We start from the raw sequence: 13,764 nt of genomic DNA, 5'->3' as shown, positions 1-13,764 counted from the left end.
GGCCTTGGTTAGAGTTGTGTGCACAGGAAGTCTTCAAAGGCGGCAAAAAAACCGTCGAAGTCATCCCAGGGAATCATGTGACCCGCTTGTTGCGCGGTAGAAACGCGAATCGTCGGTAGCAGGGCGCGTATTTCGGTGCGGTCTTCATCCTGGATAACCCCGCCCTTGCCTGCACACATCAGCAGCGTGGGCACTTTGATAGCGGGGAAGTCCTGGTGGATATCGACGCTGTGGAACTCTTCAAACGCCTGAACAATGGCGGGCTCAAAGCAAGTGTGTAACCACTCGGCGCGTAACCGCAGCTGCTCGTCGCTCCAGGTGGGGCAGTAGTGGCGCATGGTTTCGATGTCTGCGCCCCGGGTGCAGTCGCGAATCGAGTCTACATACCAGGGCAGCTTGCTGGGGTACTCACGGCGCCCTGGCCCTGAAACCGGTGGGTCGATAAGTACCAGTTTGTCGATGCCCTTGGCGCCGCGATTCATGGCGCGCAGAGCAAAGCGCGCCCCCATGGAGTGGCCCGTCAGAATGACGTTGTTTAAGCCGAGCGCATCGATAAAGGCGATCACATCGTTGGCACAGGTGTCGGTGTCATAAGCAAGTTCAGGCCCGGTGGACGACAAGCCACGCCCACGGACATCCAGTACATAAGTGTCGAAGTGCTGGCCCAGGCGCTCGGCCACAAAGCCCCAGGTGATCGCCGGGCTGGTGATGCCGGGTATTAGCACCAGCGGCTGGCGTGCTGTCTCGGCGCTGTCACCAAAGCGCAGGTAGTGCTGACGAATGCCATTGGCGTGTACGTTGGCGCCATAGAGATAGGTGCTGCTCATGCCGGGCTCCCTTGACTGGTGGGTTGCTTCAGCGGTACTTCAAAGGGGTCATAGGCGAATACCCATGCTGGGTCTTCGTCTTCCCGTAACCAAGTATTGTCGTGGGAAACCTGCTGAACCCGCGAAGCGCGTTCAAAACGGTTGGTGCGGTAAAGTTCGAAAGCCTGTTGGTAGTTTTCGGCGCCCACTTCTTCCAGGCAGCGTACCAGCATGGCGGCGTCCTCAATGGCCATGGCCGCGCCCTGGGCCATATGAGGCTTCATCGGATGGCAGGCATCGCCCAGCAACACCAGTCGATTTTCATGCCACAGTGGCAGCGGGTTGCGCTCCAGCAAGGGCCATTTGGTAACGGTTTCAGTGCAGTCAATCAGTGCTTGTACGGTGGGATGGTAACCCTCGAATGCTTTGCGCATCTCTTCCCGGGAGCTGTCGACGAAGGAAGTGCCGTGGTTCCAATCGGGTTCAGGCACGCCAGTCACGTAGTAATACTCCTTCTCGTCGCCGGTCACGAAGTAGACCATCATGTGGCGGTCTTCCGACCACCACTTCACGCAGGCTTCGAAATCCAGGTCGTATGCCTTGAGTTTTTCGGCAGAGATAATGGCTCGGTGAGCAACCCAGCCGCTATAGATTGGCGCCTCCGGACCCAGCAGCTTCTCGCGCAGTCGCGAATTGACCCCATCGGCGCCGATCACCAGGTCGGCCTCTTCTGTCGTACCGTCAGCGAAGGTCATGACGACCTTGTCGCCGCTGTCGTCGACATCGACCAGGCGCTTATCGAAATAAAGATTGTCCTGGTCGAGCTTGCTGACCATTAATTCGTGCAGATCGCCACGGTGTACGGTGATATAGGCTGCGCCATAGTTTTCGCGAGCAAACTCGCCTAGCGGGATACGAGACTGGTACTCGCCGGTCATGCCATTGCGGCTGAACCAGTAATCGGGGTGTGAGCCCATGGTATTGAGCTTCTCTTCAATGCCAATGCGGCGCATTACTTTCATCACGTTGGGGCCAAGGTGAATGCCTGCCCCAAGGCGCGCAAACGCGGGTGCCTGTTCGTACACCTTGGTGGGGTAACCCGCTTTCTGCAGTAGCGCGCCTGCAGCGGCGCCGCCAAGGCCCGCGCCAATAACGGCTATGGTGGGTTTATTGTTCATATTCTGGTTTCCTCGCTGTTTTATTCGCCTATCACTCGTTTCTGCATGCGTTCGCGAATGCTATAAAACAACGTATACACCATTTATTTTTTGGTCAAGAATTAGTTTTGAAATTATTTTTAAACGAAAAAAAAGCGCTGTTTTTATTTAAATATATGAATTTAATGAATTCACGGCTGTTTTTTTGGTTTTATGCAAAAACTTGAAAAACGCATCCATTGAGTGCTATACGTTTATTAGGCTTGTTTTTATAGCGTATGCACCTTTAATGCTCGATGGGTGTTAGCTCTGCACTTAGCTGGTGCAAGTCGATTGGCCGTATATGAAAGGGAGATGAAAATAGGCTGGATTAAGGTGCTACGAAGCGTGTTTGGCAGGCAGTACTTATTAGTAATATCTAAGTCATATCCAAGCCCTATTCAGAGCAAGAGGGCGGGCTTAACAATAACGATGATGATCCCCTATGACGCTAAAGCTAACTATCAATGGGCACGAACACGAGTTGGCCGTGCCGCCACAGACACCATTGCTCAATGTGTTGCGTAACGACCTAGCGCTCAATGGGCCTAAGTATGGCTGTGGTTTGGGTGAGTGTGGGGCATGCAGCGTATTGATTGATGGCATGGCCGCCCGCACCTGCGTGCTGCCCGTGTCTGCTGCTGTTGGTCATGAGGTAACCACCCTTGATGGTCTTTCCCATGGCGATGAGCTTGACCCTGTACAGCAAGCCTTTATCGATGCTCAGGCAGCTCAGTGTGGCTACTGTTTGAACGGTATGATCATCACTATTCGTGCGTTGCTAAATCATAATGCCCAACCCTCTGCGCATCAGATTCGCACCGCTTTAGAGCATAACCTCTGTCGATGTGGCACCCATGTTGAAATTCTCCAGGCAGCGGAGCGTGCCGTGGTTATTAACGCGGCCGCGTTGCAGGAGGCTTCTCATGAGTGAAGGGTCGATGCTCCATGGTAAGCAAAAACAGGCCGGCATCCCCGCGCTGCTAGCGAAGGCACGTTTTGGTGTCGTCGTGCGTCCACCTTACTACCGGTGGAATGGCGAGCGTTTTGAGAGTGATCGCTTAGTTGGCGTCGATCAAAGTAGCATTGCCTCACTCTCTGGCTCTATTGAAGTCGTGGTGGACGGGAATTTTGTGGCGGTGGTTGCCGATAGTTTGGCCTTGGCGACCGACGCCGCTAAACAGTTGAAGATTGAGTGGCAGGCCGTTCATCAAGCATCCGAAAAAGTGCCTGAAGGAGGTCAAGGGCCCTCTGAGTCGCCTCTTGTAAAGCCTAATCAGTCGTCCATGCATTCGAACCATGAGTATGGCTGGCCGAGTCGCATGCGCTGGGGCAGTCACCCCTGTTGGGTAATTGCCGATTGTCGCGACCAACAATTGAGCGTGTGGGGGCAAACCGTCACACCAGCGGCGCTGAAACAGGATTTAAGCCGGTTAACCGCGCTGGATATTAGCCAGATTGAGCTTTACAGCGCCGATGGTAAGCACGCATCAAATCAGGCCTCAGGGCTAGGTCGCCACTGCGGTGACGATGCCGCTGTGGATGCGGCGTTGATGTCGAGGACGGTGGGCGGCCCGGTAGCCGTTTGGCTCGATGCCCGCTACGCCAAGGATGCTCAGGCATTGGGCCAAGCGCAGCGAATTAGCCTAAACGCGGACATTGCCAGTAGTGGTGAGATAGCCCGTTATCATTATCAGCAGGCCAATCTCACAGGTGAGGTGGCTGCCATAGGGTTGTTGTTAAGTGGCAGGGCCACGATAGCAACGCCTAGCGCTGAGGCCCGCGTTGGCGGGCAAGACACCACGCCGTTCTCGCCCTATGTATTTCGCGATCAATATCTTGCCGCACGCTCCCAGCCAGTGTCGCTCTCCACTAACGCCACTTTGATGGGGATACAGCAGACGTTTGCGCGGGAATCCTTTTTAGATGAGGTTGCCCGCGAGAGCGACCAAGACCCTGTCGCGCTGCGGCTTCGCCATCTTGACGATGCCCGTGGCATAGAGCTGATTGAGTCCGTTGCTAAACAGGCCGATTGGCAAAAGGCATCCAATCCACCAGCGGACGCTTTACCCCAGGATCTACTGCGCGGGCGGGGCTTTGCCTACTCGCAGTTGCCCGATCGGAATCAGCGCGTGGAATCGGGAGTGCGCTCGGCCTGGATTGCCGATGTTGAGGTCAATCTTGTTACCGGCGATGTTCAGCTTACCCGTTTGGTGGTGGGGCAGGACGCTGGCCCTGATGTGGATACTGATCGCCTTCAGCAAACGCTACAGGCCCGGGTATTGGGTGAAGCGCGCCCCCTTTTGGGGCAAGCGCCCAGTTTCGACGAGTGGGGTGACGGCAGTCGTACGCTAACGAAAAGTGACTATTCAGCGGGCTTACCAGCCAGTGCTTCTTCGCTAAGCCCTGCTGAGGAGGGTGTTAATCACAGCGTCAGCGAAGATGTGTTAAGCGGTGCGGAGCTATCGCCAGGTGTTGCGGTAATCGCCAATGCACTTTTTGATGCCACCGGCCTGCGTTTTCGCCAACCACCGTTTAACGCCAAGCGTGTTCGCCAGGCACTTGAAGCTTCGTCCATCGAGGAGGCAGGGCGCCCATCTACATTGAAACCGCCGCGGTCAGTGAAACGTCGCTGGTTAGCCGCTGCAGCGTTTACCACCATTGCGGGCACTGCGGCCGTGGCGTGGCCGTGGAAAGGGGCTATTGCGCCTGTCTCACGGCCAGCCGCCAACCTTTATTCCGCCGAGACCATTGAGCGCGGGCGGCTCGTTGCGGCTGCAGGCGACTGCGCGGCGTGTCATACCACAGAGGGTGGCGTGACCAATGCCGGTGGGCGTGAATTTGAAACCCCTTTCGGGACGCTCTATAGCACTAACATTACTCCGGATGAGGCGACGGGGATTGGTCAGTGGTCTTACGCAGCCTTTGAACGCGCTATGCGCCACGGCATTAGCCGTGATGGCAGCCACCTTTATCCCGCGTTTCCCTATACGGCGTTTGCCAAGACCAGTGGTGCCGATTTACAGGCGCTTTACGCCTACTTAATGGCTCAACCTCCTGTCGCGACTGAAAAAAACGCCAATGCGCTCACGTTCCCCTTCAGCGTGCGTAGCTTAATGGCAGGCTGGAATACGCTTTATCACGATGCAACTCCTTTCCAGCCTGACCCCATGCAAAGCGAGCTGTATAACCGGGGAGCCTATCTCGCCGAAGGGTTGGGCCACTGCAGCGCCTGTCATAGCCCCCGCAATGCTATGGGGGCTGAGAAAAACGGCAAGGCGTATTTTGCCGGTGCCTTTGTAGATGGTTGGGAAGCACCGCCGCTTAATAGGCTGTCGCGTGCGCCCATCCCGTGGAGTGAAACATCGCTTTACGACTATCTGCGCCACGGTGAATCTGAGCTTCATGGCGTTGCCTCTGGCCCTATGGCCCCGGTGGTAGCGGGGCTGGCGGAGCTACCTGAATACGATGTGCGGGCGATTGCTCACTATGTGGCCGCCCAGATGCAGGCGCCAGCAGGTAATAGCGATGCGACTGTGGCGGACGCTACGCAGCGCGTAACCAGTGCAGCCGTTAGCTCAACAGGGCTGGAGGCAGGGGAGCGGCTCTTCGAGGGCGCCTGTGCGGCGTGCCATGTCAATTCTGGCGTTCCTACCTTTTCGAGGGCGAGCACTAATCTGGCGCTGAATACCAATTTGCACAGCGACCATCCCGATAACGTTATTCAGTCAATTTTGGGCGGTGTTCATGCCGAACACGTCCCCGGTATCGGCAGCATGCCAGGCTTTGCCGACAGCTTTAGTAATACCCAGGTCGCTGATTTGACGACCTATCTCCGAGCGCGCTTTGCCCCAGAGAAAGCACCTTGGCAACAAGTAAAACAACGCATCACAGAGTTACGCCAGCCTCACTACAACAACACTCACTCTACTCCCTGACGTAATAAAACGAGGTGGATTATGAAACGCAGTAAATGGATATGGCTAGTATGGGCAGTTGTCCTGCTGAGCTATCTAGTGCCTTACACCCTTCTAAGCGGTGTCGCGTTCTGGTACGGCAGCTTCCTGTTTTGGATGTTGGCAGGGCTGATCATCATTGCGCTGAATGTGTTTATCACTAAAGATTTTGAGGAGCACAGCAATGACTGAGTCACTCATCTGGTGGTCCATTGCCATCTATTTATTGATCGCTATTGGCATTGCGATCATGTCTCGCCAAGGCCCTTCCGAAAGTATGTCGGGATACTTCCTGGGTAACCGACAAATGAACGGCTTTGTCTCGGCGCTGAGTTACAGTGCCACTACCTACAGTGCTTTTATGATGGTGGGCTTGGCAGGTCTTACCTATGCCGGCGGCGTGGGAGCGCTCGGTTTTGAAATCATCTATTTTGCCGGTGTGTCGCTTGTGGCTATCTTCGGGCCAAAATTCTGGGCGGTGGGCAAGAAGTTTGGCTTTGTCACCCCCAGCGAAATGTTGGGCCATCGCTACAACAGCAAACATGTGGCCATGGCTGTCTCGATTGCCAGTTGCATCTTCCTGATTCCCTATTCAGCCGTTCAGCTCGCAGGTGTCGGTTACCTATTGCAGGGTATTACTGATGGCGCGATTACCTTTACGACTGGGGTGGTGCTGGCCACTGTCATTGCCATCTTCTTCTCCTATATCGCGGGTATTCGTTCGGTGATGTGGACCGACTCGCTCCAGGCCATCATGATGATTGTTGCCTCAACCCTAGTGGCCTTCTTGGTGATCCAGGGCTTGGGTGGTTTCGGCGCACTATTCGATACGCTGGCAACGGAACATCCACAGTCGCTGACGGTGCCCGGCCCTGGCTTGTTCAGCTTTGTCACTTTCCTGGGGCTTACTATTCCCTGGTTCTTCTTTAGCATTTCCAACCCGCAGGTCAGTCAACGCCTGTTTATGCCTTCCTCGCTGCGCTCCATGCGCCACATGCTGATTGGCTTCCTGGTATTTGGTTTTATCTACACCATGGTCTCTGTGCTTTGGGGCTTCTCTGCTTTAGCCGCATTCCCAAGTCTTGCAAGTGCAGATTTAGCCACGCCTACGCTGCTGGCCTCGGAGTTTGTACCGCCAGTATTAGGGGTGATTGTGATGATCGGCATCATGGCTGCTGCCGTCTCTACTATCGATTCGATCATGCTGACCTTGGCCTCTATGGTTTCCCGCGACGTCTATGCCAACGTCAAACCGAACGTCAGTGAAAAGAGCCAACTGCTGGTGGGCAAGTTCGTGGTGCCAGTGATCGCACTGATGGCGCTGGCCTTTGCCGAGCTGCAGCTTGACCTTATTGCAGTGCTGTCGGTGGCCGCTTCCTCGGGTTTGGTAGCGATGGTGCCAGCACTTATCGGTGCCTTCTATTGGAAGCGCGGTACTGGCGTCGGTGCACTGGTAAGCGTAGTGGGCACCAGCGCCTTTGTGCTGTTGATGTATGCCACTGGCAATTCGCTGTTGGGCCTACCCGCAGGCGTTTGGGGAATTGTGGTCGCTAGTGTGCTGTTTGTTGGCGTTAGCCTTATGACCAAACCTCATCAAGCCTCTTCGGACGCCTTCTTTACCGCCATCTCGGAAGAGCTGAGTAAAAAGCGCCGTACTACCACCGATCAAGCGACGAAAGAAGCGGCTGCCTAATTGACGTTCAGCTTTGAACCGATAACACCACAGAGCGCTTGGTGTGCCCAAAGGTGAGCACGAGCGCTCTCAGCTAACACTCCCCGGTATGCTATAGCTGTGCTTTCGCCTGGGGAGTTAGGAGTATGTATGGATCACGCAAGCTTTGCCGAAATTTGCCTCCATCAGCTAAAAATGTCCGGCGTACATGAAGGCGAAAAACTCGTCGTACTGACCCAGGGTAGCGAACGCCTTGATTATGCGGATGCCTTTATGGCGGCGGGACAGCGTTTAGGCGCCAATATTTACCACATGCGGTTACCCGCGCCGTTACCTACCGGTGGCTGGGCCGTGGGAACAACGGGGCTTGCTAGCATGCCCGATGCGGTGGAAGCGCTGAAAAACTGCGACATGTTGATCGATTGTATTTTCCTGCTGTTTTCTCCCGAGCAAATGGCGATCCAAGCCGCGGGTACGCGTATATTGACGGCGGTTGAACCGCCAGAATTGCTGGCCAGAATGTTGCCCACCAAGGAACTAAGGGAAAAGGTTGAACTGGCCGCCGCGCTGCTGGAAAAAGCCAAAGTGATGCGCATCACCTCGCGCCATGGCACTGATGTCACCTACCAACTGAATACTTATGAGACGGTTGCTGAATATGCCTGTACCGACGAACCGGGGCGTTGGGATCACTGGCCCTCTGGCTTTGTGTTTACCGGAGGAGATGACGATGGCGTTGATGGCACCATTGTGGTGGCGCCGGGCGATATTCTGCTACCCCAGAACATATATGTCAGAGAGCCGATTACCTACACTATTGAAAAGGGTTGGATTACCGACATACGTGGTGGCTTGGATGCGGAGCTAGTGAAATCCTATATGGATAGCTTTAACGATCCGCGCGGCATGGGCATGAGCCATGTGGGCTGGGGCATGAACCCAAACGCCAAATGGCACCGCATGGTGCCGGGGGAGTTCCCGGGGGGTATGGGGATGGAGCCGCGCAGCTTTTATGGCAACGTGATGTTCTCCACCGGCCCGAACAGCGAGCTAGGTGGCACAAATGATACCGCCTGCCACTTGGATATCCCGATGCGTAATTGCTCATTGTTTCTTGATGATGAACCCATCGTGATTGATGGTGATATTGTCGTAAAAGAGCTGCAGATGGACAGAAACTGACAGGCAAGCAATACATAGTGCGAAGAGCAATACATAGTGCGAAGAATGGTGCGAAGATGAACGCAACGATGCCATTGTACGTTTAAGTATGCCGCTTGCCGCTTGCCGCTTGCCGCTTGAATATGACCTAACCGATAGCGCTGCTCCTGTCCATGGGGGAATCCTCCATGGGCATTGCTGTGTCTCGATGCCAAAAGATATCTCCCATAGTTGACTTTGCTATGCCTATGTTAGGTTGATATTCAACGCTAATTGTCCTCCCCGGAAATTGTAATGCGCTACAAACTCACCTTATGGTCATTAATAAGTATTAGGAAAAAAATATAAACCAATAGGGGGCCCGGGGATGTGTGGAGGCATGTGTTGAATTGTGCACTTACCTTTGCGCAACAGGGCTTTTAACGGGGAATGTGCATGAATGAGACCCTTGCAGATGCTGGGGGGACGACGGCGGCAACGACAGAAGCGCCGTCGAGTTTTGCCCGCTTCGTCAATGTCCAAAAGAGTTATGACGGTGTTGAGCTGGTCGTCAAGGACTTCAATCTTGATATCCGCAAGGGTGAATTCGTCACCCTGCTAGGCCCTTCGGGCTCTGGAAAGACCACCTGTCTGATGATGATGGCAGGCTTCGAAACCCCCACCCATGGTGAAATTCTACTCAACGACGAGCCAATTAGCGGCTTGCCGCCGCACAAGCGTGGCATTGGCATGGTCTTCCAGAACTATGCGTTATTCCCGCACATGACGGTGGCCGAGAATCTTGCTTTTCCGCTTGAGGTTCGTCATCTCAGCAAAGCGGAGATCAAGGAGAAAGTGGCTAAAGCACTGGCCATGGTACGCCTGGAAGAGTTTGGTGATCGCCGCCCGGCGCAGCTCTCTGGCGGCCAGCAACAACGGGTGGCATTGGCTCGTGCGCTGGTCTTTGAGCCTGATCTGGTGCTGATGGACGAACCGCTGGGCGCGCTGGACAAGAATCTTCGCGAAGAGATGCAGTACGAGATCAAGCGCATTCACGCCCGTCTTGGGGTAACCATGATTTACGTCACCCACGACCAGACCGAAGCACTGACCATGTCTGACCGGATCGCGGTCTTCAACGATGGCATTGTGCAGCAGTTGGCCTCTCCGGACGAACTCTACGAACGGCCGGAAAATGCCTTTGTGGCGTATTTCATCGGCGAGAACAACCGCTTGGTGGGTGACGTTATCGAGCACCTCGGTAGTGACTGCAAGGTGCGCCTGGATAGCGGCGACATGGTGATTGCCAAAACGGTGGCGGCGGGCGATGTAGGCTCGCGTACGACGCTATCACTGAGACCCGAGCGGGTCAGCATCCTGCCGGATGATACCGACGGCGCGCAGTTCGACAACCAGTTCACTGCCACGGTGCAGGAGGTTATCTACCTTGGCGACCATCTACGCACGCGGGTGTCGGTGTGCGGTAACGAGGACTTTATTTTGAAAACGCCCAATGCCCAAGGGTGTGGGGTGATGCGCCCCGGCCAGCAAATTCAGGTTGGTTGGTCGAGTGCCGATTGCCGCGCGTTGGATGCATGAGCCGGACGGCAGTCAAGTGCGCCGTTTCTCGGTATCCGATGGTGTCGACGGCGATGACAACAGTAAACGGAGAATCTCTATGAAAATCAGCAATCGCGTTGTTAAGACAAGTATCGCTGCCGTGGGGATGTCGGCACTTGCCGTGGCGGTTAGTGCCCATGCTCAGCAGACGCTGAATATTGTTTCTTGGGGCGGTGCTTACAGCATGAGCCAGCACGAGGCTTACGATAAGCCGTGGATAGAGAAGACGGGTGACGAGATTGTCAATATCGACCGCAGTGGTAACGCTTTGGCCGGTCTGCGTGCTCAATCTCAGGCTGGCAACGTGACCTGGGATTTAGTCGACATGCTCCCCGCCGATGCCATGATCGCTTGTGACGAAGGGCTTATCGAGCCTCTCGACCACGATGAGCTGCTGGCCGACGCCCCGGATGGCACGCCGCCAAGTGAGGACTTCGTCGAGGGGGGCTTGGGGGACTGCTTTGTGGCGTCCATCGTCTATTCCAATATTGTCGCCTTCAATAGCGAGATGTTCCCAGAGGACGCTCAGCCCAGCACCATCGAGGATGTCTTCGACCTGGAAAACTACCCCGGCAAGCGGGCTCTGCTGCGCAAGCCGATTAACAATATGGAATGGGCCTTGATCGCCGATGGTGTCGAACGTGATGAGGTTTACGCCATGCTTGAGACCGAAGAAGGCGTGCAGCGTGCCTTCGACAAGCTGGATACCATCAAGGATGAAGTCATCTGGTGGGAAGAGGGCGCCCAGCCACCTCAGCTGTTGGCCGATCAGGAAGTCGCCTTTGCCTCCGCCTACAATGGTCGGATCTTCAATGCCATGGTCACTGAAGACCAACCCTTCGAAATCATTTGGGATGCGCAGGTGTTCGAGCTGGATGGCTGGGTTGTGCCCACCGGCAAGCTCGACAAGGTGAAGGATTATCTCTATTTCGCCACCGATACCCAGCGACTCGCCGACCAGGCTCAGTACATTTCCTATGGCCCGGCACGTCTTTCTTCCTCTGAGCTGGTGTCCACCCATGCCGAAACTGGTATCGATATGACGCCGCACATGCCAACCCACGAACCGAACTTCGCAACGGCACTGCAAAAAGATGACCTGTTTTGGGCTGACTACAACGATGAGCTGACCCAGCGCTTTAACGCCTGGCTATCCCAGTAAGGCGCTGCCGCCGTCCGTCGACAATCGGGCGGCGGCATACCGATAGCCGATCGTTGTTGATCGCTTTTCTTGCCTGACGGAGAGATCTAAGTGTCCGAACCGCCTGCAGCTCCTCTGACAACGGCCGATGGCGTGCCGCTCAAGGTTAGCCTGCGTCGCACCGTGCGACGCTCGAAAATCAAGGCACTGTTGCTGGTTGCGCCGCTATTGGCATTTTTGTTTATCGCCTTTCTGATGCCCTTGTTCGAAATGCTGTGGCGCAGTGTCGATAACCCTGAAGTGTCTACCCATCTATCACGAACCGTTTCAGCGCTGGAAGGCTGGAATGGGGAGTCATTACCCGATGAAGCCGCCTTTGCCGCCTTGGCTGAGGACCTTCGCGTCGGACAGCAGGAACGCAACTTAGGGCTGTTGTCCAGCCGGCTGAACTATGAAAAGTCGGGCATGCGTTCGACCATTAGCCGCACGGCGCGCCGCGTCGGTACCTTGGAACCGCCGTATCGCGAGTCTCTGATCGAGGTCAACGATACCTGGGGAGAACTCGATACCTGGAAGCTGATCCAGCGTGAGGCGTCGCCCTACACCATTTCGTATTATCTGGCAGCGGTCGACCGTCAGTTGAACGCGGACGGCGAGATCGCCAAAGTGCCGGAACATATGCAGATCCACGCCACCTTGTTTTGGCGCACGCTATGGATGAGCGCTGTCATCACGGGCCTGACGCTTGCGCTCGGTTTTCCGGTGGCCTTTCTGCTGGCGAACCTGCCAACGCGCCACTCCAATCTGCTGATGATCCTGGTACTGCTACCGTTCTGGACCTCGCTGCTGGTGCGCACCACCACCTGGATTGCCATCCTGCAGTCACAGGGGGTGCTCAATGACGTGATGGTGGCTCTTGGCGTGATCGCCGATGAGGCGCGGTGGCAGATGATCCACAACAAGATGGGCACGATCATCGCCATGACGCATATTCTGCTGCCTTTTATGATTCTACCGCTTTACTCGGTGATGAAGACCATTCCACCCAGCTATATGCGCGCCGCCCGCTCGTTGGGCGGCAAGCCGTTTCTCAGTTTCCGCCGGGTCTATTTCCCTCTGACGATTCCAGGCATTGCCGCTGGTGGCATCTTGGTATTCATACTGTCGATTGGCTACTACATCACACCGGCGTTGGTGGGTGGGCAGTCGGGTCGCTTCATCACCAATTACATCGCCTACCATATGCAGACATCGCTCAACTGGGGACTGGCGGCTGCGATTGCCTCCATCCTGCTGTTCGTGGTGATTATCTGTTATCTGGTATTCAATCGTCTGATCGGCGTCGACAAGGTCAAGCTGGGGTAAACGATGGCTATTCCTTCCTACGCCACCCGTGGCGAGCGCATTTGGCATTACATCTTTCTGGCTATCTGTGGCCTGGTGTTCCTATTCCTGATCGGGCCGCTATTGGTGATCATACCGCTGTCATTCAACGCGCAGCCCTACTTCACCTTCAGTAAGGAAATGCTGACTTTCGACCCAGCCGGTTATTCGTTGCGCTGGTATCAGGACTTCTTTACATCGAGCGAGTGGCTCAATGCCATCAAGAACAGCTTTATCATCGGTATTGCGTCCACGCTGCTAGCCACAGTGCTAGGGACGGTGGCGGCGTTAGGGTTGTCGAGTCGGCATATGCCTGCGCGTGGCGCGATTATGGCGCTATTGATCTCACCGATGATCGTGCCGTTGATCATCTCTGCGGCGGCGATGTTCTTCTTCTTTTCCAAGGTCAATCTCGCCCAGACCTACGTAGGCGTGATCCTGGCCCACACGGCGCTCGGCATTCCCTTCGTGGTCATCACTGTGACCGCTACGCTATCGAGCTTCGACACCACGCTGATCCGCGCGGCGCATAGCCTCGGCGCCAATCCCACGCGGACCTTCTTCAAGGTGGTTCTGCCACTGGTCACGCCGGGGGTGGTGTCGGGGGCGTTGTTCGCCTTCATTACGTCATTTGACGAGGTGGTGGTGGTGCTGTTCATCGCCGGGCCCGAGCAACGTACCATGCCGATTCAAATGTGGTCGGGCATTCGCGAGCAGATAAGCCCAACGATCCTCGCTGTGGCGACCCTACTGGTGCTGCTTTCGATGCTGCTACTCACTACGCTTGAGCTGCTACGTCGGCGCAGTGAGCGTCTGCGGGGGCTCTCTCCCGACTAAGCCCAAACAGCGT

At 55.5% G+C, this 13,764-nt stretch carries 11 protein-coding genes; 9 read left to right on the top strand and 2 right to left on the bottom strand.

Features of this window, described 5'->3' with window-relative positions; all coding sequences use genetic code 11:
- Positions 1-8: 8 nt before the first annotated feature.
- On the bottom strand, positions 9-827 hold the full coding sequence (locus tag K7H08_RS14270; protein ID WP_231658315.1) for an alpha/beta fold hydrolase: 819 nt from the start codon (positions 825-827) through the stop codon (positions 9-11).
- Positions 824-1,984, bottom strand: coding sequence for an FAD-dependent monooxygenase (locus tag K7H08_RS14265; RefSeq protein WP_231658314.1), 1,161 nt, complete (start codon positions 1,982-1,984; stop codon positions 824-826). Before K7H08_RS14265 ends, K7H08_RS14270 begins: the two co-directional genes overlap by 4 nt.
- 463 nt (positions 1,985-2,447) lie before the next feature.
- On the opposite strand from K7H08_RS14265, the gene K7H08_RS14260 reads away from it, so the two are divergent.
- The 9 genes from K7H08_RS14260 to K7H08_RS14220 all read left to right on the top strand — a co-directional run bounded on the left by K7H08_RS14260 (position 2,448) and on the right by K7H08_RS14220 (position 13,751).
- Positions 2,448-2,936 carry a (2Fe-2S)-binding protein gene (locus K7H08_RS14260; protein ID WP_125745261.1) on the top strand — a complete coding sequence of 163 codons (489 nt, stop codon included), beginning with the start codon at positions 2,448-2,450 and terminating at the stop codon, positions 2,934-2,936.
- Entirely contained in the window at positions 2,929-5,940 is a 3,012-nt protein-coding gene (locus K7H08_RS14255; RefSeq protein WP_231658313.1) for a c-type cytochrome, read from the top strand. The genes K7H08_RS14260 and K7H08_RS14255 overlap by 8 nt, the downstream gene beginning before the upstream one ends.
- A 21-nt stretch (positions 5,941-5,961) precedes the next feature.
- The gene (locus K7H08_RS14250; protein ID WP_089039321.1) at positions 5,962-6,150 is read left to right on the top strand and encodes a hypothetical protein; all 189 of its coding nucleotides are present in this window, start codon (positions 5,962-5,964) and stop codon (positions 6,148-6,150) included.
- A complete protein-coding gene (locus tag K7H08_RS14245; RefSeq protein ID WP_231658312.1) occupies positions 6,143-7,651 on the top strand; it encodes a sodium:solute symporter family protein in 1,509 nt (502 codons plus the stop codon). The genes K7H08_RS14250 and K7H08_RS14245 overlap by 8 nt, the downstream gene beginning before the upstream one ends.
- A 129-nt stretch (positions 7,652-7,780) precedes the next feature.
- Positions 7,781-8,812, top strand: coding sequence for a leucyl aminopeptidase (locus K7H08_RS14240; RefSeq protein ID WP_231658311.1), 1,032 nt, complete (start codon positions 7,781-7,783; stop codon positions 8,810-8,812).
- A 414-nt stretch (positions 8,813-9,226) separates the two neighbouring features.
- Positions 9,227-10,369: an ABC transporter ATP-binding protein gene (locus tag K7H08_RS14235; RefSeq protein ID WP_231658310.1), complete on the top strand. Its 1,143-nt coding sequence runs from the start codon at positions 9,227-9,229 to the stop codon at positions 10,367-10,369.
- Positions 10,370-10,448: 79 nt separating this feature from the next.
- Positions 10,449-11,552, top strand: a complete 1,104-nt coding sequence (locus K7H08_RS14230) for an extracellular solute-binding protein (protein WP_231658309.1) — start codon at positions 10,449-10,451, stop codon at positions 11,550-11,552.
- A 90-nt stretch (positions 11,553-11,642) separates the two neighbouring features.
- A complete protein-coding gene (locus K7H08_RS14225; protein WP_231658308.1) occupies positions 11,643-12,896 on the top strand; it encodes an ABC transporter permease in 1,254 nt (417 codons plus the stop codon).
- Between the two features lie 3 nt (positions 12,897-12,899).
- Positions 12,900-13,751: an ABC transporter permease gene (locus tag K7H08_RS14220; protein ID WP_089039316.1), complete on the top strand. Its 852-nt coding sequence runs from the start codon at positions 12,900-12,902 to the stop codon at positions 13,749-13,751.
- The last annotated feature ends 13 nt before the right edge of the window (positions 13,752-13,764 follow it).

It is taken from the genome of Halomonas sp. IOP_6 (genome assembly GCF_021151565.1).
Taxonomy (GTDB): domain Bacteria; phylum Pseudomonadota; class Gammaproteobacteria; order Pseudomonadales; family Halomonadaceae; genus Vreelandella; species Vreelandella alkaliphila.
The sequence above is the reverse complement of the archived record's forward strand: the minus strand, read 5'-3'. Positions and strand labels throughout refer to the sequence as shown.